Below are 21,191 nucleotides of genomic sequence, written 5' to 3'. Positions count from 1 at the left end.
CACGCTCGATGCGCCCTCACAGCCTCAACCGACCCCTCACGCCAGATACTCTACTCGCTCTCCCAGGCCCACTGGCCGTTCACAAACAGCGGTGTCTTTGCACCGTCTGCCTTGATGCCCCATACGTTAAGGTCCTCGGTTCCAATCATAAAGTCCACGTGCGTGTGGGACTGGTTGACACCATGTGCGAGCAGCTCATCCCTATCAAGCTTGAACCCGCCCTCAAGGCATTCGGGAAAACCCATGCCCAGGGCGAGGTGACAGCTCGCGTTCTCGTCGAAGAGCGTGTCATAGAAGAGAATGCCGCTCTGCCGGATGGGCGTGTTCTTGGAGATGAGGGCGCACTCCCCCAAACGAACCGCGTTCTCGTCCGTCTCGAGAATATGCCTCAAGACGTCCTTACCCCGCTCGGCCCCGTAATCTATGACACGGCCCTCCTCGAAGGCGAACCAGAAGTCCTCCACGATGCTGCCCGCGTGCACGAGCGGCAGCGCAGAGTGCACGATGCCCTCGGCCCGCCTGCGGTCTGGGGTGGTAAACACCTCCTCGGTCGGTATGTTGGGAAAGAACACTGTTCCGTCAACTGTCCGCGCCGCGCCCCCCTCCCAAACATGGCCCTCATTGAGGCCAATGGTGAGGTCCGTCCCGTTGCTTGAGGCATAGCGAAGACCCACGAAACGATTGGAGTTCAGAATCCGCTTGTTCTTCTCGAAGGTCGCATTGTGCGTCTCCCATGTGCCCTGCGGGTCATCACCGTCCGCACGGGCAACGCTCAAGATCGTACACCACAGTCTATAGAGAGACTCGCTCGCGCTCACCCCCGGAAAGATCCTCTCCGCCCAGGCAACCACAGGCACCCCTGCGATACACCAGACGTTGCGCCCAAAATCCATGCCCTCCCTGAAGGCACGGCACTCGCTGTTCCTGGCACGTGATGCCGCAGCCGGTTTAGCCGGATCGACGCCATCGAATGCCGCCGGGTCAGAGCCATCAAGAAACAAGAAGCTTGCGCCAGCTTCAGCAAGGGAGTTCAACTGCTCAACCTGCCACGAGGGTGTGTGCCTAAAGAAGTCGAGCGCGACGCTCTCAAAGGTGAGTCTCTGCACAACGTCATCACGCCAGATGACGGTGACGTGCCCGGCACCTGCCCTATAGGCGGCCCTAACAACGATGCGCACAAAGTCGGCACGCTCAACGGGCGCCTGGAGCACAAGCTCTTGGCCCGGCTTGATCGCGGCGCCCTTGTGGACGAGAAGCTCCGCATAGCGCTCTATCTGAGGAGCGAGACCCTCCATCGCCCGACGACACTCCTCGGCACTTAGTCGGCTGCTCATGAAAACATCCCTCCGATACTCTTTTTCAAGGACCTTGGCGCGCGATGAGGCAAATCCCGTCATTCAATCTCGATCAAGTACGGTGCTCACCACGTCGACAGGAGCCACAAGGCATGCAAAAGCAGCCCCAGCAGGAAGCCGCACTGCTCACATGGAGCGAGCAACAGGACCCAAACCCGCGAATGACGGCCTAGAAGGCTTGTGTTCACGCGTTTCGGTCTCATTGTTTGCCCCAGTAAAGTCCCAGGTAAAACCCCAATTTGTTTGAGACATTGCAGCGCGTAGTATACGCTTGGTGTACTCGCTGATGGGCTTCTTCATGATTTACGCCAACTTATCGAACCCGGCGTCCAAGCACTGAGGCGGGCTTACGCGTATATGTGGGTTACTAAACGAGCACTACCGTCTCTGGGCTTATCGTGTGCACTCACGAGAACACTCAATGGACTGAGGGGTTTCGCGGCTCTGTGCTAGAATTCGTTTCTATGCGGGCGTAGTTCATCGGTAGAACCGTAGCTTCCCAAGCTACTGAGGTGGGTTCGACTCCCATCGCCCGCTCCACGCAAACAAACGCAGTCTTCCCGTGCGAGGGAGACTGCTTTTTTGGATACAGCAAAGGTTTCGGCAGGCCCTGGAGGATCCCGCAGAGCGTCCCCACCTGCCCGCAAAAGCTTGGGGCTTAGTGCCCCAGAATCTGGCGGGCACTATCACGAGGACGTTTGCCCAGTTGAGCCTATTTCTTCGGTACCCGCCAATCTGCGGGGGGGGTTCTAAGGCATCAAGACCGGGGCGGGATCACTGCGGGGGGGTTCTAAAACGTCGGGACCGGCCCCGGCTGGGCCCACCCTAACGCCGAATGGAGAAGAACTTCTCCAAGATGCTCTTGATGAAGGCATAGCGGCGGGCGTAGGAGTTCTCCACACGGATGAGTTGTAGCTTATGTCTGCGACATATCTCGTTCTTTTGCTCGTCGCGCCTCATCACCGCCTCGTTTGCCCGATGCTCCTTTCCGTCCAGCTCGATGGCCAAGACCGGGACCTCAGTTCCGTCAGGCTCCACCTCATAGACCACGAAGTCAAATCGACCGCTGTAGAAGAGCTGCTGCTGGGCCACGTTCTCGTCGAAGACCTGCGCTATGGGCACCTCGTGATGCACCACATGGCGCACCTGAGAGGTAAACACGTTGCTCAGCGCATGGTTAAGGCTCTCAAGGAACGCCGCCTCGGTCTTGGTGCTGTATGGCTTGATCCCAAGCGCGCGAGATGACACAGAGCGAGGCGTCACCAGCGACTTCCCGTTTTGCTTCACGTACCGCACCAGCTCACAGAGGTCATCCGGCCCCTTCATCGACCCATGCAAGCGATCGAGCTCCCTGTCGCTAGAGAATATGACCAACTCATCGCGGGCACGTGACGTCGCCACATTGATCAGCTCCTGATTGTTTGCCACCCACGCATAGGTGGCGGGTGTGGTGCGATCGGTCAGGGCGAGCGAGAACAGAATCACGTCCTTCTCGTCTCCCTGAAAGGCATGGACCGTCCCACAGGGCACGTCATCAAAGCCTTGCGCGGAGAGGGAGGACAACAGATACTCACGCTGCCTGGCAAAGGGCGTGATGATCCCTATCTGCTTGTCACAGTTCTTGCGCACGTAGTCTACGATAGCGGCTGCCTCGGCCGGCGCGACGTTCTTCTCACGGGAGACGTCCCCCTCGACGTTATAGTACGAAAGCGCGCCAGGCGAGTTGCGACCGCTCTTCACGCTGAGCTTACCGTTGTAGTACTTGCGATTGTTGAAGCCAATGATCTTCTCGTCGCAGCGATAATGCTCATGCAGGAGTATCTCGTTGCTCACCGAGTCACAGGCAAGAAAGGTCTTATATGCCGAGTTCTCTATGAAGTCGTACTCGTCGGGTATGTTGTAGGTACGCCTCAGCGTAGCATTGTCTGTCCCGTCGATCACCACGACCGGAGAGAGCTGGGCGGGGTCTCCCACCAAGGTGAGGTTTTGCCCCCGGACTATGGGCACGAGCGCGCAGGCACTGTCACACTGGCTCGCCTCATCGATGACCACCATGTCGAAGCTTGGCACGGGCTGCCCTAACTTATGTGCCGAGATGCAGGTGGTTGCAACGATGGGAAAGATACGCAGAAACTTCTTGAGGTTATCCGTATCCGAGAGATAATGATTGAAGGCTGTCACGCGCTCGTCATCGGCCTGCGTTGAGAACACGATCTCCCGCAGCTCATCGACACGCGGTTCACCCAAGCGCTTGATGCGACGCACAGATAGGCAGAAGAGCTGTCTAAGGAGGCTCTCCTGGTCCCTGTCCATGAGCTTGAGCGCCCGCTCAAGCGTCTTCTCGGCAGGCTCGACTCTCTTCAGCCGCTTGCGCACAAGCTCAAGCTGCACACTTTGCAGTTCGAGCTTAAAGAAGAAGTCATCGGCATCCTTCGCGAGCTTCTCTATGCACTCCTTGCGTTCCTGCAGGTCAAGGTTCTCCTCGTACTCCTTCAGGAGGTCGCTGAGGTCCTTGGCACGAAGCTTGCCATCGATTCGGGACAGCTCCATCATCCTATCGGGCGTGACGGACTCATCCTTGACAAGCTCGTAGAGCGTACGCATGCGCTCGAGTGCTTGGATCATGACGGCGTTGTTGCCAAGGCGTATCACAGGTAGCGGAAGCACCTTCCCGTTCCAGCTATAGCTCTCCAGACTCTTGAACACCCCGTCCACGGGATGGTTGTTAAAGGACGCGAAGAGCACCGTGCGCTCATTGTACAGGGCGTTGACCAGGATATTGACGATGGTGGTCGTCTTACCTGTGCCAGGAGGACCCTGCACATAGGTCACCGGATACTTGAGCGCCTGATGCGTCGCGGTGAGCTGGTCCATGTTGATGTGCTGGTCAAGAAGGATGAGTGGAAACTCCCGGCGACGTACCGGACGCTTGGTCAGGTCCCCAAAGAACGCCTTTATGGGCACGGTCGGCTCGCCGCGCTCATACATCGCATAGATGCCATCGTACTCCCTCTGCAGGTCAACGGTGGCATCACGCGTGATGATGAGGAGGTACGGAACGTCATCGACGAGCCGGGGCGCGCTGATCCGCTTGGCCATGAGGTCCTTGATACGCTCGCGATTCTCGTCAAAGGACGAGAGCAGATGAAGGTCCTCCTCTCCCAGGTAGCGCCTGATGGACTGGCGCTCAAACGCCTTCCCGTTTCGCACGACGAACTCGCGACATAGTATCGTGTTATGGCCTATGACCAATGTGCGACGCTCGGGGTCAAGACGTAGCTGTCGATAGGCGATGACATAGAGGCCACCCGCCCCGCGTACCGAGAGGACGTTGAGCGCAAGCTGCTCAAACTTCGCACGAAACCCTTTGTGCGGATAGCGAGCCCTGTCCTGAGCTCTCTTGACGACGGCGGCAAACTGTTCCTTGTCAAGGCAGAGCGCCCCTCGGGCAAAGGAGTCCTCATCGACACGTTTGATGAGCGAGAATTCCTTGGTGGCGGGCGCTACGTTGAGCCTGCTGCAATCGGCCAGGTAGTTAAGGACGTTAAGGTTAGGTACCGTGCCAAAGATGGATGAGAACCGATCCTCGTCGCGATCGATGCGCTCGATGAGCTCAGGTGGGGTGGGAAAGTATGACTCATCGATCAGTGAGGATGACTCGATACCATCCACACGAATGGTAAGGTCCTTGACGGTATAGCTCCCCAGGTGCATACCGCGCACCCTGAGCGTGCGTTGCCTGGGGTCGATGTCCTTGACGCCAACCCAATAGCGTGTGGTTCGGCCCTGCCCATTGAGGTACTCCACGCTCAGCCACTTGCGCTCATGAACTGCCCGGTATATGTCCCTGTTTACGCTCATGATCAGAGATATGGTAACACAAATTCAGGCATTTTACAGAATTTACGGGTAAGTGGCTCCTCCTGCTCGCCCATTGGGCAAATAGCAGGGTATATCCCGAACTCTCCTCACATTTCGCCTCAAGGCGAGAGCCAAGCGCAGATGGATGCGAGCATCATGCAACGGTGCCCCGCTAACCTCTTGGTAGTTCAAATGGCACCAAGACAGAAAGGGTGAGGCACAATGGTCGTATCCGCTCGCTCGCTCATACAAGATCCTATAGCACCCATATGGGCATCACACAATGTGGGACAAGTACTCCCTCACACAACGCTCAGGGGAGGTGATCCCGTCATGAGAACACGACCACCCGCCGTCGGCCATGCCGGACGACGGCGGGTGGTCACATTCGGTTGGCCCACGTAGTCACACAACCTACACAGAAACCCAGCGAGCACAGCGTCGCAAAAGTCATGGTTACGAGCGACGAATGATCTCCGACACGAGTTCTGTCACAGAGACGACTTGCTCGGCATCTACGTTTTCGGGGACATCGTCTACCGTGTGCGAAAGCTCCGGAACACCATCATGCGAAAGACCCATGAGAGTGGCTGCTCGCATGGAGGCATGCATGGCAGGCGTCGCGTCGGTCTCGGTCCAGATGTAACGCCTCCTGTTCACGTTGATATGTAGGTCCTTTGCAACCGATCCGAGTAACCTCACCAGTCGGCGATCCGAGCGGCGAGTCTCGTTTGCGCCCTCGCTCGTCAGGATGGTCAGGTCCCCGGCACCAATGGAGTCAAGGTTAACGACAAAGGCACCCCTTACTGACTTCCTGAAGTCAGCAAGGAACTCTCGCATACCAGCGTGCCTGATCGAGGATGCGCCAAGGGCAACGAACCACACGTCATGCGAGATGAGCTCGTCATCCCCCATGCCCAGTATCGCCTCGCGTAGGTCCTCCTTAGTAGGGCGCTGCTGTTGTGCGTCATCCCACTCTCCCTCACGGACCCGCTCGTCGACGACTCGAAGGTCATAGCGCTCGGTTGCACCGCCCTTCCACCTGCGTGTGTCTGGACGTGATCCCGCAGATGCGGGACGGTCGCCATCCACCCTGCCGCCGCTCCGACGATCTCGACTTCCGATGGTACGTCCATCTTGCCCGGCATCATGGCCTACGTCAGCCCTGCTCCACTCGCTCGCCGAACTATCGTCAGCAGCCTGGCTCCTGCGGCTGCCGCCCGAATACCCAGACTCGCCCCCGCGATCCCTGGTCGTGCGAGCATACCTCTCGCGTACCTGGCTACCCTCTCCAGCCTCTGCGCCAAAGTCACGACTTGGCCTCACGATACCAATGGGCTCGCGCGTCCCGCGAACCGGTCGCACACTGGCACTCGTCTGACCTGAGTCGTACGAGGTCGCTGACCCCAGGTCGTCGGGCGCAAGGGGGTCCTTCGGCATAAGCGATGGGTCAGGGAGGTCAAACAAGACGGCTCGATGTGCCACGCCCCCACTCGGGTCTCCGTCATCCACAGGGGCGGGGCGGAAGTCAGACGTTCCCCACCTCGGGTCATCCACTGGCCTCGGCCTTTTTCTCTCGTCCGGCCTCACATCCTCATCTTTGGTGTCGAGGCCGCTCATATCCCCCTCGACCAACCCTCCCGTCGTGTCGGCATCATCAAAGCGGGGCAGGGTACCGTCGGGTTGGGTGTCGCCAAGCTCACCTTCAGCGTCACCCTCATCCTCCAACACGGTGGCATCCACCCTCATCTCATCACGAGCGAATGCCTTAGTATCATCATCAGATCCATCGGAGTCGTACTGCACGTCATCCTCAACGACATACTCCCCTTCGATGGCAACGTCATCGTCCTCGGCACCTTCCTGCTGTGGCTCCTGACTGTCATCATCGTAGTAGAAGTCATCGGAGTCCTGGTCGTCCTCGTCCTGCTCGTCTGCGATCATCCCGTACTGCGCCGTGTTCCCGCTAACGGTCCTTTTACGTTGGGTGATGCGCTCGACCAAGCTCCTGAACGCCTCACGAATCTTGGTAAGAATATCAGCGATTCTCTGAGACAAGTCCGCCAGGCCCCCACGACCCCCAGTGTCCATGGACTCATACTCGGCGTCAGCTGTGTTCTCGAGCATGTCCCGAGCATTCCGTGCATAGGCAGCGTCCTCGCCGCCCTCACCATAGTCCGCGTAGGTGTCATCTGAACCAGGCTCGTAAGACGCATCGTCTGTACCCGCTGCAGATGAGCGCGACTCCGCAGCCTCGGTGCGCGCGGCCGTGTCCCTTCTCGCCTTGACCTTACGCTCCCTGTTGCTAAAGAAGGTGGGAACGGAGCCGGTATGCTCCTCCTGTGGCTCCTCCTCATCAACGGACTCAACCGGCTCATAGAAGTCTTCGACCTTGAAGTCGGGTATCTCGGGAACCTCAGGGAGCTTCGACAGATCGACCTTGGGGCGTGGGGGCATCTCGTAGACGATCTCGCAGTCCGAGGGAAGGATCTGGAGACTCTCGATGAAACTTGCCCCGCGACGGACGACATCGTGCTCGTTGGCTTGCGCAACGGCCTGTGGCTCACTTGTTGAGGAAGCCCGCGTTTTTGGGACCCGCCTTTCTCTGCGCGTAGCGTTCGAAGTCACCGGCCTGGGTTCGGGCTTGCTCACGATAGGTACCTCCAGAGTCTCTGCAGTTTCAGTATCGCCTGCGGACGGCGCAGTGTTCGCGACGATCGTGTCTGGGTCGAACTTTGACCCATCCCCATTCTGTCTATATATGTTCGCCTCGATCCCCTCCCCTGGGACACGAGTGGAAATCGAGGCACCTATGGTATCGTCATCAGCTCCCACACCCTTCTCCGTCACCGGTACGCGAGGCGTCGCCACCACAGAGGGAGGCTCGGGGGCAAAGCCATAGCGGTCGTCCTCTATAGGCTCTGGCTCCTTGACGGCAGCCGAGCGAATCCTACCAAAGAGGCCTCCCGTACCCTTGCGCACCCTATCGAAAACTCCTGAAAGAGGACCTATCCTCGGATCCTGGTCTGGTTCTTGGCTGTCTTCGTCACGATCTGATGATTCATGGGACAAGGCTTCAGCGTCTGGCGCTTCTCCCTCAGTCTCGCGCATGGCAGGCGAGCCTTCTGTGACCGAACCATCCTCTTCGCTACCCTTGACGCCTTCGTCATCGGCTTGGCCTACGTCCTTAGGGGCGACTTGAGCCTCCTCAGCCTGGGGCCCCTCGCTTGGCTCTCCAAGACCATCAGCCTCATCCACTGAAGCCTGACCTGCCGCAACGCCTCGCTCGACCTCACTGCGAAGATTCGCAGCGGCCTGCCGCTTGGCATCGTCATCGGCGGGACGTACCATGTCCATAACGCCGAGCAGGGCAGCGACAGACGACTTGTTATCGCTAGCTCCCACCGTACAGGGTGCGAACCTCTCATATATATTTGCCACCCCGATGACGATCAGCGGAATGCCCGCCACAATACCGATGCCCCAGAAGACATGGCGGCCGACCTCGGGAATGGCGCCAATCAGCTGAAGCAGGGTGCAGAGGGATACGAGAATGACCAGCCAGAGGCTCATCCTCTTGATGACAGGAAGCAGGCTAACGAAGTTGCGACGATAGAGCGGGTTCTCGTTAGGGCTATCGTAGTGCGCAACTATAACGATCGGCCGATTGCCCTTGACCACAAGAGGCCCCGTGGCGCGGTGTACGCCAATGACATTTTGACTCCTCGCCTTGGGACCAATCCCTCCCAGGAGGTCATAGCCACCAAAGCGAAGGGCAAGGAGGGCCACGCACACGAGCACGATGACCCTACCGACAACACCAACGGCACTATCCAACACACCGCTCATGACCATTCCAAAGAAGAGCAGCACGCACGTGAGGTCGTGCGTAAATTCACCTCCCGCAGGGGCATCGAATTCTTGCATTGTGGTGTCAAGGCCATGCTCGTCCATCAATGACTGGAGCAGCTGAGCTGCGTCAAGCTCCTCTTGGCTGTTAGCCGGGGAGATGTCGATCTGGTTGTTGAGGTAGTCCAGATAGTAGCGCGTTGAAGCCATGCTCTGATCCTTTGCCAAATAGGCGCTGTGCGTTCAGCGTTCCATCCGTAAAGTATACTGCTAAATGTGCTGATTTGTCTGCATAGCAGCATGCTAAATGGCGAATGCTTCACAGCTAGTCAGAGAACCGTAAGAAAAGCGTATGGTTGATGGCGAGCTGCGAGGCTCTGGGAGCGACGCAAGACGACTTTGCAGTCCATGGCAAGCAGGCTAATTGCCAAAGGTCGTACCTCTTAGCGAATACTCCGTGTACCTTGAGCCATCAGTGCCAACGGACGCAACCCGCTCGCCCGCGCTTCCCACATCCTGCCCATTTTCCATAATTAGCAGATGCCCGCCTTGGTTGTGGACAGAAGCATGGTAGAAATCGATCCCTGCTCTTAAGGTCACAGGCACCCCACCATCAATTGAGAGGCTTTGAAGGTCCCAGGTGTCGGCCTCCACAGTCACCTCATCGCGTGGAACTTCACTGGTTTCCAAGTAGAGTGTTCTTTCTCCCGTCGCAACGATCCGACTGTTCAGGTTTGACGGAACATTGTATAGAACTTTCGCGTCCGTCCCATCAGTTGCCACTGACATCACCTGACGGCCATCCATGAAACACACGCGATTCCCAACCAACACGAGCCAGTTGATTCCAGTCGATCGTACCCCATAGATGAGCCTTTGTTCCGAACTACCCATGTCGATGGAGACGATCCTGGTACTGCCCGAGCTATCACCCGCACGGTCTATATAGTAGATGTGATCTGGCGTGACAAGAGCCTGCGTGCCGTCTATGCCGTCCTGATGACAGAGCGTATGCCGATCACCTCCGTCCTCGTCCATGCTCACGACCTCAAGAAAGCCACCTCCAGTGCGCTGGTCACGCGACGACAATACGACAAAGAGCCGGTGGCCGTACAGGATGACCTGATCTATGGACACACGGGACCCCGTGCTGTAGTCTGGAGTCCAGCCCATACCAATCATGGTGTCTTCACCACCGTCTGATCGCATGCGGTGGATACCCAATGGTTGCCCAGAACCTGTTTTGTCGAGCTTCACAAAGAATAGCCTGTCCCCATCCATGGTCAGGCACCTCACATAGCTCTGGTTCGTGTCCATAGGATAGATGAGGTCAACCGTTCCATCGGTCGTTGCCCGACAGATACCTCCCTGCCTCCTGCTAAAGAAGTAGTCATAGGAGCCAGAGCTCGCAGTGGTACCAAAGGTGCTGCAAAGGGAAGAAGAGGACGCAACTTGCTCGATCTGCCCCCCATCGAGGACACGCACAACAATGATTGCGATCACCACGATAAAAGCCAGTGCAAAGATAGGAACGAGCAACCTATGATGACGCCTCGACTTGGCAGGCACAGGTCGCGACATGGCGTGCTCCCCCGCTGTGCCGGAGCCTGTGACCTGTTCGAGGGTACCTGGCATCCTTCTCGTGATAGAGGCCCCGCACTCCGTGCAGAACAACGCATCGTCCTCTAGACGAGTCCCGCAGTTGGCACAGAACATGTCGCGCTCCTCCCTATTGCCACGGCTGCGTGCTACTTCCACACCTGTACTACCGCGTACCTGGACACATCATGCGCTACGCCAGACGCAAGAAGTCTCCGCCTGCCGCCGTTCACCCAAGCTGCCTCGCGGCAGCACACAATGACCCCAGAAGAGCCCCTTATCCTGCAAGCCAGCGTGCGATGTCGACGATTCTCACGCCCTCGTGAGTATACTCGCCATGCTTCGTCCTCGCGATTACCATCTTCGGGTAGGCGTCCTTGATCTGAAACAGAGGGGAGACCTCCCTCTCGAAGGTCTTATCCAAGCTGATGTCGTCGCTCACCTGGATGTAGGTCTTCTCGCTCTGCCTGATGGCGACGAAGTCAATCTCCTTCTTGTAGAGCGTACCGACATACACCTCATAGCCACGCCTGAGCAACTCAATGGCCACGATGTTCTCGTAGGTCCTTCCCCAATCCATGTCCCTCATGCCTAGCAGTGCGTATTTGAAGGAATGATCAGCCAGGTAGTACTTCTCGCCGGATGCGAGGTACTTCTTTCCACGGATGTCGTAGCGCCTGATCCGGTAGAGGGCAAACGCGTCGCACAGGTAGCCAATATAGGCGCCGACGGTCTTGTGGTTGGGAGCGGAGCCGCCGCTCCCAAGAGCATTCGCGACGCTCCTTGCCGACGTGATGTTGGAAACGTTGTCCAACATGAAGTCGCCTATCTTGTCCAACATCACCTTGTTGCGAACGTTATGCCTCTGCACGATGTCGCGCATGACGAGGGTACGAAACACGTCCGCGATGTACTTGAAGCGTTGCACAGGGTTCTTGTAAAGGTATGAGCCGGACATGCCGCCTTGGAGCGCATAGTCATCAAACGCGTCGTCGACGTCCGTCCGCCCGTAGTACTCACAGAATTCGGAGAACGAGAATGGGAACACCTCAAGCTCGAACGTACGGCCCGTGAACAACGTCGCAAGATTGCTCGACAGCAGAAACGCGTTGGAGCCGGTGATAAAGATGTCGTAGCGCTCCGAGGCGTGGATGCTGTTGATGGCACGCTCGAACCCTTCGCACATCTGAACCTCGTCGATCAGGAGGAAGTTTACGGCCTCGGGCTGATACCTGCCCTTCACGTAGTTGAGGAGAGCATGGTATTCGGCGATCCCCTCGAAGTCGTCGAGGTTGTAGTTGACGTGGATGACGTTCGCGTCCGCGACGTTCGCCAATATGTAATCGCACAGCGCTTCGAGAAGCTTGGACTTGCCGCTTCGCCTTATCCCGGTGATCACCTTGATATCGGGCGTGCCCATCACGTCGACGAGCGTTTCCAGATAGCGTGTTCTCTTGATGAGCCTCATCCTACACCCCCTGCAGTATCAACGATACTATCCCACTTATTTCCCAACATTGAAAAAAATCGATATTGGGTAATAGGGGTTCAAATCGCCATTGACCATGTCTCCCTAAATTGACGGATCCCCGATAGGGGGAGATGCCAGAGAACTTGAAATCGATTTAGTGCTACGAAATCGGCGCAAGCAGGCGCTTCTTGCCTGAGCGGGAGACGATAGCGGTGTAGGGACTATCCCACAGGTTTTGGGACTGAACCGTTTTGTTCCGGACCACCCATGTCGATAGAGACGATCCGAGTACTGATCGAGCCATCACCAGCATATCTATATTCGTCCTCTAGACGAGTCCCGCAGTTGGCACAGAACATGTCGCGCTCCTCCCTATTGCCACAGCTGCGTGCTACTTCCATACCTGTACTACCGCGTACCTGGACACATCATGCGCTACGCCAGACGCAAGAAGCCTCCGCCTGCCGCCGCTCACCCAAGAGAGAACGGCTCTCTCCACATCTGCTCCCGACTGAACACGTGCGCCGACAAGCACTCCATATATGCCCACACACAGGCGCAAGAGAGCAGCTCCAAGGGACCTGAGAATGCTCCTACAGAGGCACATTCCCCGATGAGGTCATGGGCCCCGCGAGGCGGGGGTGACCGGGCACCGCGCGCGGGAGGGCCACCGCCTTCGCGTACGCGAGGTCATCGGGAGCCAGCGCGACATCTTCGGTACGTTCGACGTCGAGTGGCAGTGTGGGCGGCGCTGCCACTCGGGCCTGAGCGTGCAGTTCCGTGTGGAGGGCACTGCCACCCGGGCCTGGGCGCACAGTTTCGGTACGTTTGACGTCGAGTGGCAGTGTGAGGGCGTGCTGCCGGTACGCTCGACGTCGAGTGGCAGTGTGGGCGGCGCTGCCACTCGGGCCTGAGCGCACCGTCTTGGTACGCTCGACGTCGAGTGGCAGTGTGGGCGGCGCTACCCCGTGCGTTCGCCGCCATAGGTCACTCTTTCGCAGCTTAGGATAACTCTGCGACTGGTCAGTCCGATTTAATCCGTGTACCCCTAGCTCTTCCGGGAGCGGCGCCACAACTCAAGGTAGCGTCCCACGTTTGCACGATCTAGCCGCGTCGCGTTGGGATTGGGCAAAGACCTCACGAACTGGGCACCGTAGCGCTTGGTCACCAGACGCGAGTCGGCAAGCACGAGCACTCCCGCATCATCCGAGCTTCGTATGAGTCTTCCCGCCGCCTGTTTAACGGCAATGATCGCCTCAGGAAGAGAGTGCTTCCACCAGGAGCGATCCTCACGAAGCTCGCGCTCGCGAACAAGCGGGTCCTGGGGATTCGCGAAGGGAAGCTTGGGAATAACGACACAGCGCAGCGTGTCACCTACCGCATCGAAGCCCTCCCAAAACGAGCGAAGCGCAAGAAGCGAACAGCTCTTATCAGCCAAGAACCTTTCGCGAAGACGTCTTGGAGAGGAACCGCGCTCCTGGCACAAAAGATGTATCCCGGCCTGTGCGAGCTGCGGCTTCAGTCCCTGATACACCTTCTCCATGTCCCGCCGGTTCGTGAAGAGTGTGAGCGTGGAGCCGCCCATGGCTCGATGGACCTCAAATAAGAGTTCCTCAAGGGCAGGCAAGTACTGCGTATCCCCTGGCTGGGGCATGTCCTGGGCAATAACGACTGACATGTTGTGCTCGAAGTCGAAAGACGATCTCAGGAGTATGTCCCTGTGAGTCCCAGCATCCTCGACGTCGAGTCCAACTGCATGATCAAAGTGCTCGAAGCTCTCCCCCACCGCCATCGTCGCCGAGGTAAACACGACGCTCTCCATCTCGGGGAGCCAGCGCTTTCCAAGCTCAGAGCCTATATCGAGCCTCTGGGCAACAAGCTTCTCGCCGCCCATCTCACGCCGTCTACGAGAAAGCTCAGCAAAGTAGAAGTAATTCTCGTCCTCACCCGAGATGACGAGCCTGAGCGTCACGAGCAACTCTTCCGCGAAACTGCCTGCCTCTGTGAGGTCTGCCGCAAGGGATGCATCCTGTCCGGACAGCGCCTCCGCCGTCTTGTGGACGTCCTTGACAAGCTCATCTAGCTGCGTCTCGGCCGCAGAGGCCGCCGCCAAGAAGGTCTCCCACACCTTCGCCGCACGCAGCTCATCATCAATCCAGAGCTGAATGCTACCATAGCCACTCTTTCCCGTATGCTCGCCCAAGGCGTGGAGTGCCTCGACAAGTGCGCTCACAGAAACCGAGGCGCGCGCCGCAACGGCAGAGGTCTTGGTAAGTAGGCGCAGCGGCAGCGTAGAGGCCTCATGGGAAGTAAGCCTGGACATGATCGCGTGGATCGCTCCCGTCTTGGTTCCGCCAAGTCGCATAAAGCCCTCACGAGCCGCATCGCCCGAGAACTCTCGGGCCCACTGTCGACGAGCCTCGTCCTCAAATCCATGTGCCTCGTCGACCACCCAGTGCCTGATGGTAGGCAGTATTCTTCCCTCCATATCAATGTCGCGCAGGAGCAGGGCATGGTTTGTGACGACGATGTCGCTCTCGGACGCGCGACGTCGAGCCCCGTGCACGAAGCACTCTGCGGGAAAGTACGGGCACTTGTTGCGCAGACATTCCGCAGGCGTGGTGGTGAGCATGGAGCGAGGCACGGAGCGCCAGCGTATGCCAAGAGCATCGATGTCCCCCTCCACCGCCTGGCAGGCGAATGCATAGCTCACGGCCAGCGAAGTAAGCATATCGGACTGTGTCGCACTGTGGGACCTGCTCCCCTCATCTGCGGAGGGAAGCTCCACCGTGCTCGCATAGTCAAGCCTGTGCAGGCAGAGGTAGTGCTCGTAGCCCTTGAGGCTCGTGAAGCTGACTCCCTGGGGCAAGACGCTATCGAGGGCGGGCAGCTCGTGAGAGACGAGCTGGTCTGTGAGGGCGTTCGTCTTCGTGGCTATGCCTGCGGTCACGCCGTTCTCCTGTGCGTAGCGGACCTCGGGAAGCAGGTAGGCCATCGACTTCCCAACGCCGGTGCCTGCCTCTATTGCCCTGTGCGTCCCCTCGGCGAGTGCCGATGTGACCTCGAGCGCCATCTCGATCTGATCGGACCTCTCCTCAAAGGAGTCATACATGTCACTTAAAAGTCCACTCTTTGAAAACGCCATCCTAACTTCGTCGGCATCTGGTGCCAGAGACCTCGCCCCCACCTCCTTGACACGCGCTGTCCCCCTTCCTGCAGCATCACTAACCAAGCTGCTTCGGATGGCTTTGAGGAGGAAGGGTCTTGGCTCCTGCATGCTGGCAATGTGCGCGAGGATGGGCCTAAACTGCCAACTGGCCTCCTCGTGCATCTGCGAGAGGCGCCGCATGAGCCCCTGCGGCAGCTCCATGAGGCCAGAGAGGATGATGGGCCACATACCAGCGAGCGCGTCCACATCATCCATGGCACGGTGCGTCACGGTGTCACGGCCAAAGGCCCTGGCCATGTCGGAGAGCCTGTGGGAGGAAAGCATGGGAAGTGCGATCCGCGAGAGGGCCAGGCTGTCGACCCAGAGCTCGCTCACCTCGCGACCGCCGGGAACCTTCTCGACAAAGCCACGATCGAAGCTCGCGTTATGGGCGATGACAGGCATGCCTCCCACAAAGTTTGCCAAAAGCGAAACGGCCTCTTGGGGACACGGAGCGTCTGCGACGTCGATGTCGCGAATATGCGTGAGCGCACGTATGTCGGGCGGAATGGGTCGGTTGGGATTGACGAAGGTCCTAAAGCGCTCTGCTACCTCCTTCCCGACAAGACGTGCGGCCGCTATCTCTATGAGTTCGCAGTCCTTAAACGAGAGTCCCGTCGTTTCGGTGTCAAGAACGATGACTCCCTCCTCGAGGGGTCCGAAGTCAGTGTGCGCGGCTTTATCGGGAAGCCCGATATATGCATCTCGCACCGCAGCTGTCACACCCGGGACAAGCAGGGCAGCTATGGTCTCACTCACTGTGTTAGCGTGGTTCTCTTGCATACGCGAGTCCACGCTAGCGTGCGGCGCGCACGGGAACATCCTCGAGGGCCCACTGGACAAAGAGGGTACAGAGCTCAGAAAACTCGATACCAGCATGACGAGCGGCATCGGGCAAAAGGCTTCTGTCCGTCATGCCGGGGATGGAGTTAGTCTCGAGCATTACTGGCGTTCCGTCATCCTTGACGATGAAGTCCGTGCGAGAGACGCCTCTGCATCCAAGAGCTTTGTGAGCGGCGATGCCAAGTTCTTCAGCTCTTTTATAGACAGTCTCGTCGAGGCGAGCGGGAATAATGTGATGCAGCGATGCGGGCTCATACTTGACCTTCAAATCATAGAACTCAGAGTCAAGCGCTATCTCGATGATGGGAAGCGCCCTTGGCTCGTCGTTTCCGATAACGGGCACAGTGATCTCTACGCCAGAGACGCATTCCTCAACAAGCACACGGTCGCCCTTGCTTCCCGCCTTCCGTACCGCAGCGGCAAGCCCTCCCCTCTCGTTGACGCGACTTATGCCAAAGCTCGAGCCGTTACTTACAGGTTTTACGAAAAGGGGCAGCCCCATCTTATCCACAATGGCATCGAGGTCATCATCTGTTGGCTCTGAACCAGGGGCAAGGGTGACGCCTGATGGAACGGGGATACCTGCAGCACGACAGATGTCCTTTGCCCTCTCCTTATCGGCAGAAAGAGCAGACGAGAGGACACCCGAAAAGGTATAGGGTACATGAAGAACCTCGAGAAGCCCCTGGATGCAACCATCCTCACCATAACGGCCGTGTAGGGCAATGAAGGCCACATCGTAGTCCCCTGCGGACAGGCACTCGACAAAGTGAACGTCGGCTATGTCAAGGAGTTCTACGGTTATGAAACCGGCTTCCCTGAGTGCCTGTTGACAGGCACGACCCGAGCTCATGGAGATGTCACGCTCGTCGGACCATCCGCCGCTGAGGACGGCGACCCTATATTGTGTAAGCTCGGTTCTCTCCATAGGGAGCTCTCTTTCTGCCCGTAGCGTCTGGGTTAGACTTTGTGCAGCGAGTCCTCGCCACACGAGACCAGCGTGGCCTCTGCTCCTCTTGAGGATACTCCACCTTACTGGCAACCCACGAACAGGGATCACGAATCATGCAGAATGACATGAGCGAGCTCTTTGAGGCATCAGAGACAACTACAGACCCAAACCTGGGCGCACAAGAGGCGGAAAGGCCTTCTACCACAGGAAAGCTCGACCTTCGCAGTATGACCCATGGGCAGCTACAAGAGCTCATGAGTGAGCTGGGACAGCCTGCTTTTAGGGTGAAGCAGATCGAGGAGTGGGTCTGGCGTAAGAATGTCTCGTCTCTCGACGAGATGAGCAACCTCCCAAAGACACTGCGTCATGTACTTCAAGACCGTGTGACACTTGACAGCGCAGAGGAGATCGCACGGCAGCTATCCGCTGACGGAAGCAGAAAGTACCTGCTGCGCTTTCCTGATGGGGTGAGCGTCGAGTGTGTTGGTATGCCCTCTAAAGGAAAGCTCACCGCCTGCGCCTCAAGCCAGGCGGGATGCGGAATCGGCTGCGCCTTCTGTGCGACGGGGATGTCTGGCCTTACGCGCTCGCTTTCGGCAGGCGAGATATACGAGCAGGTCATGCACGTGCGTGATGACTTTGGACGTCGTGTCACAAGTGTTGTCCTCATGGGCCAGGGCGAACCCTTTGCAAACTATACGGAGACACTTGCGGCCCTGCGTAGGCTTAATTCTCCCGATGGGGCAGGTATCGGCGCGCGCCATCTCACGGTCTCGACCTGCGGCATCATTCCCATGATAAAGAGGTTTGCCAACGAGCCCGAGCAGTTTACCCTCGCCGTATCGCTTCACTCGGCCGTGCAGAGGACCCGAGACATGCTCATGCCGGGTGTTAAGAAGTATTCGCTCATCCACCTCTATGACATCATGAACGAATACGTCAACAAGACCGGAAGGCGTCCAAGCTATGAGTTTGCCCTCATCAGGGGCGTTAACGACAGCGACAACGAGATTGCTGCCCTTTGTGATTTTTGCCGAGACAATCTTGCGCACGTCAACCTCATCATGCTCAATGAGGTCAAAGGATCAAAGTTTCAACCCTCCACCAATGAGAGGGCACGCGAGTTTGTGCGGCGACTGACAAGCGTTGGGGTCGAGGCAACCATCAGGGACTCCCGAGGCTCAGACATTGATGCCGCCTGTGGCCAGCTTAGGCAAAGCATCGATGGTACGCTACGGACACACTGAGTTCGTCATTCTGTGGCCTCTTACAGCGTTTATGACTACGCTGCGGTGAGCGCGCCCGTCTCAAGCTCCGCAAAGTCGTAGTACCACCCAAATGACATCATGCCACACCGTATCGGTGGCCCTCAGTATCCCAGGCGTTCCCATTCCTGCTGGATTTGCCTTCTGTTAGCGTCTAATTGGTCGAGATCCGTCTTCTCTCCTACCAACCCATCAAGCATATCTAACAAGACATAGTAACCGCGAGCAAGTGACGATCCTGTCTCACGTAGGTTGCGACGGGCCTCGTTTGTGAGCAGCAATTTATACGCGGCAAAAGTCATGCCAGCTGTTACCAAAACAATGCCCATAGCGTTTCTCGGCCTCATGGGTGTCTCTACTCCATCCCCTCACGAGAGAATAATGACACGAGGCGGGCAAGTTCCTCCTCATCCTCGAACTCAATTTCTATCTTATTGCGGTTCCTCACACGCTTGACTCTAACGCTTGCATTCAGAGCAAGGCGAAGCTGTCGTGCCGCCCTCTTAAATGAGTTCGGTGTAGGTTCGCGCCTCTTTTCTTCCTTCCTCATGCCAGAAAATAGCGGAGCAAGACTTTCTGTCTGTCTAACCGATAGTCGCTCTTCCAGTACCTTTCTGGCAAGCCGTATTCTTGCCTCTTCGTCTGCCACTGCAAGGATGGCACGAGCATGTCCTGCGGATAGCTTTCCCTCAGCCATCATGTCTTGGACTTCCTCAGGCAGATCAAGTAATCGCAATGTATTTGCTATCGAAGAGCGAGACTTAGATAGGATCTTACCAAGCTGCTCTTGAGTAAGCCCATTGTCCCTAATGAGCTTTGAGTATCCCTGAGCTTCCTCAATGGGATTTAGATCCGCTCTTTGAAGATTCTCGATAAGGGCAAGTTGAAATACTTCCTTATCAGAGATCTCCCGTATTATAACGGGAATCTCCTCTAACTCAGCAAGTACTGCTGCCTGATAACGACGCTCGCCTGCCACAATCTCATACTTATCTCCCACTTTGCGTACGAGGATCGGCTGCAATACCCCATTTTGTCTGATCGAGTCCGCCAACTCATTGAGCTTGTCTTGATCGAAAGACTTTCTTGGTTGATTCTCATTCGTTTTAATCTGGCTCAGGGGAAGCACAGACTCCGTCCTCATAGCGCCAACCTCAACGTCAGCGCCCCCCATGAGTGATTCTAATCCCTTACCGAGCCCGCTCCTCTTAGCCACGTCGCACCACCTCTCTTGCAAGCTTTTGGTAGGCGAGAGCGCCCTTGTTCACTCGGGAATAATGGTTGATTGGCATCCCATGAGATGGGGCCTCAGAAAGTTTTACGCTTCTCGGTATGATTGACTTAAATACTTTGTTCCCAAAGTACCTCTGAACTTCATCGACAACTTCCCTTGAGAGTGTCGTTCTTGCATCGTACATGGTCATAACGACACCAAAGACTGTAAGGCCTGGGTTGAGTCGAGTTTGAACCATTTTCATTGATTCTAGTAGCTTTGTAACACCCTCAAGCGCATAGAACTCACATTGAATAGGGATAAGCAACGAAGTTGCAGCAACGAGGGCATTAACTGTAAGCAGTCCAAGTGAGGGAGGACAATCGATAAATATATAGTCAAATTCATCCCGGATGGGGGCAATGGTCTCTTTGAGAAACGTTTCACGTGAAACCTGGGCGACGAGTTCGATCTCTGCGCCAGCAAGTTGGATGGTTGAGGGAATAACGAAAACCGATTTCTCTATTGTAGGGTGAATCATATCATCTATGGGATCGCCCTTAAGTAGGGCATCATAGATATCACCTTCAAGTCCCTCCTTTTCTATACCAAAGCCGCTCGTACAATTTCCCTGTGGGTCAAAATCAACTACAAGAACCTTCTTCTTGTTCTCTCCAAGTGCAGCCGCAAGATTAACGGCAGTCGTAGATTTTCCAACACCTCCCTTCTGATTGATTATCGCAATCACATGTGTCTGTGCATCTGGAAATGCACGCTTTACGTCTCTAAAGCCCACATATCCTCCCTTTAGGTAGAACTAATCAACTCATATCGCTCACGTCTTCATATCATATGCTAGTTGTTTCACGTGAAACTGCTGAGATGAAATTGTCCGTCTGATTCTATTCCATCTCGATTTATAGAGTTACCTCGTAATTTCCGTCTCGTACATTTCAATCATTGTCGCAACTAAGAGATATAGCTTTGAGAGTGGCTCTTATAGCAAAATCGATGATATGTAAAACACAGACATAGAAATTGGATCGAACGTTGTCAATATCATGCAGTATATGGCTCTTCGGGATTTATATGGGTTGACGCTCGTTAAAAACGACAACCTATCGGCGACGCCACTTACACAGAGCCTGTCGCGTAGAATCTATTTACTCGTCCAAGGGAGAGGTGGCCACCAAAGGAGCACCACCGACACACCGCAACGGCTAAGGTACTCGTGCCATCAAACGCAGTTCACATCGCAACTCGCATCGCAGTTCACGCTATAGCTCGCGTCACAACCCGCATCGCTGTTCACGTTATAGCTCGCATCGTAACAGCGTACACGGATACCACGAAACGGCACCGAGAGGCCGTCTACGTCGATCTGTGTACACTCCTTTGCTTTCACGTCTGTCTGTAACGGTAAAACAGTGTACACGAATGCCCCAGAACGGCTTTGAAAAACCGTTTTCGTTGATCTATGTACACTCTTGTGCCTCCACGGCCACCCGTGCAACTGGGCAGAACCATGGATTTCATGACATTGATGGTTCCATGGCCCCGTGATGTCTGGACGCT

General features: G+C 56.7%; 10 protein-coding genes and 1 tRNA gene. 2 read left to right on the top strand and 9 right to left on the bottom strand.

Translation table 11 applies throughout. The annotated features are described in order from the left end of the window. Positions 1-50: 50 nt before the first annotated feature. Complete coding sequence (locus tag ADJ70_RS12940; RefSeq protein WP_050344608.1) at positions 51-1,334, bottom strand: aminopeptidase; 1,284 nt, start codon at positions 1,332-1,334, stop codon at positions 51-53. A 487-nt stretch (positions 1,335-1,821) separates the two neighbouring features. Here ADJ70_RS12940 and ADJ70_RS12935 point away from each other — a divergent pair. Beyond that, positions 1,822-1,895, top strand: a tRNA-Gly gene (locus tag ADJ70_RS12935). Positions 1,896-2,180: 285 nt separating this feature from the next. On the opposite strand, the gene ADJ70_RS12930 is transcribed toward ADJ70_RS12935, so the two are convergent. From ADJ70_RS12930 to ADJ70_RS12900, 6 genes are all read right to left on the bottom strand, one after another. Next, positions 2,181-5,162, bottom strand: a complete 2,982-nt coding sequence (locus ADJ70_RS12930) for an AAA domain-containing protein (RefSeq protein WP_216597273.1) — start codon at positions 5,160-5,162, stop codon at positions 2,181-2,183. A gap of 510 nt (positions 5,163-5,672) precedes the next feature. Beyond that, positions 5,673-9,275 carry a M28 family peptidase gene (locus ADJ70_RS12925; RefSeq protein WP_050342059.1) on the bottom strand — a complete coding sequence of 1,201 codons (3,603 nt, stop codon included), beginning with the start codon at positions 9,273-9,275 and terminating at the stop codon, positions 5,673-5,675. 210 nt (positions 9,276-9,485) lie between these two features. Continuing rightward, on the bottom strand, positions 9,486-10,781 hold the full coding sequence (locus tag ADJ70_RS12920) for a zinc ribbon domain-containing protein (protein ID WP_050342057.1): 1,296 nt from the start codon (positions 10,779-10,781) through the stop codon (positions 9,486-9,488). A gap of 160 nt (positions 10,782-10,941) precedes the next feature. Further along, complete coding sequence (locus ADJ70_RS12915) at positions 10,942-12,132, bottom strand: ATP-binding protein (RefSeq protein ID WP_050342055.1); 1,191 nt, start codon at positions 12,130-12,132, stop codon at positions 10,942-10,944. Positions 12,133-13,183: 1,051 nt separating this feature from the next. Beyond that, the gene (locus tag ADJ70_RS12905; RefSeq protein ID WP_050344607.1) at positions 13,184-16,126 is read right to left on the bottom strand and encodes a helicase C-terminal domain-containing protein; all 2,943 of its coding nucleotides are present in this window, start codon (positions 16,124-16,126) and stop codon (positions 13,184-13,186) included. A gap of 13 nt (positions 16,127-16,139) precedes the next feature. Continuing rightward, positions 16,140-17,114, bottom strand: a complete 975-nt coding sequence (locus tag ADJ70_RS12900) for a D-alanine--D-alanine ligase (protein WP_050342052.1) — start codon at positions 17,112-17,114, stop codon at positions 16,140-16,142. 251 nt (positions 17,115-17,365) lie between these two features. Here ADJ70_RS12900 and rlmN point away from each other — a divergent pair, with 251 nt between their 5' ends. Next, positions 17,366-18,385, top strand: a complete 1,020-nt coding sequence (gene rlmN / locus ADJ70_RS12895) for a 23S rRNA (adenine(2503)-C(2))-methyltransferase RlmN (protein WP_253273278.1) — start codon at positions 17,366-17,368, stop codon at positions 18,383-18,385. 373 nt (positions 18,386-18,758) lie between these two features. Here the strand turns inward: rlmN and ADJ70_RS12885 are convergent, their stop codons facing one another. Then, positions 18,759-19,619 (bottom strand): ParB/RepB/Spo0J family partition protein, encoded by an 861-nt coding sequence (locus ADJ70_RS12885; RefSeq protein ID WP_172674511.1) that lies wholly within the window; start codon positions 19,617-19,619, stop codon positions 18,759-18,761. Then, positions 19,612-20,412, bottom strand: a complete 801-nt coding sequence (locus ADJ70_RS12880) for a ParA family protein (protein ID WP_050342047.1) — start codon at positions 20,410-20,412, stop codon at positions 19,612-19,614. Before ADJ70_RS12880 ends, ADJ70_RS12885 begins: the two co-directional genes overlap by 8 nt. Positions 20,413-21,191: the final 779 nt, after the last annotated feature.

This window comes from Olsenella sp. oral taxon 807, assembly GCF_001189515.2.
In the GTDB taxonomy this organism is placed as follows: Bacteria; Actinomycetota; Coriobacteriia; order Coriobacteriales; family Atopobiaceae; genus Olsenella_F.
The sequence above is the reverse complement of the archived record's forward strand: the minus strand, read 5'-3'. Positions and strand labels throughout refer to the sequence as shown.

Excerpts from the sequence above, each read along its gene's own strand:
- ADJ70_RS12905 (WP_050344607.1), bottom strand. The coding sequence starts at position 16,126 with ATGCAAGAGAACCACGCTAACACAGTGAGTGAGACCATAGCTGCCCTG.
- ADJ70_RS12925 (WP_050342059.1), bottom strand. The coding sequence starts at position 9,275 with ATGGCTTCAACGCGCTACTATCTGGACTACCTCAACAACCAGATCGAC.
- ADJ70_RS12900 (WP_050342052.1), bottom strand. The coding sequence starts at position 17,114 with ATGGAGAGAACCGAGCTTACACAATATAGGGTCGCCGTCCTCAGCGGC.
- ADJ70_RS12915 (WP_050342055.1), bottom strand. The coding sequence starts at position 12,132 with ATGAGGCTCATCAAGAGAACACGCTATCTGGAAACGCTCGTCGACGTG.
- rlmN (WP_253273278.1), top strand. The coding sequence starts at position 17,366 with ATGACCCATGGGCAGCTACAAGAGCTCATGAGTGAGCTGGGACAGCCT.
- ADJ70_RS12920 (WP_050342057.1), bottom strand. The coding sequence starts at position 10,781 with ATGTTCTGTGCCAACTGCGGGACTCGTCTAGAGGACGATGCGTTGTTC.
- ADJ70_RS12940 (WP_050344608.1), bottom strand. The coding sequence starts at position 1,334 with ATGAGCAGCCGACTAAGTGCCGAGGAGTGTCGTCGGGCGATGGAGGGT.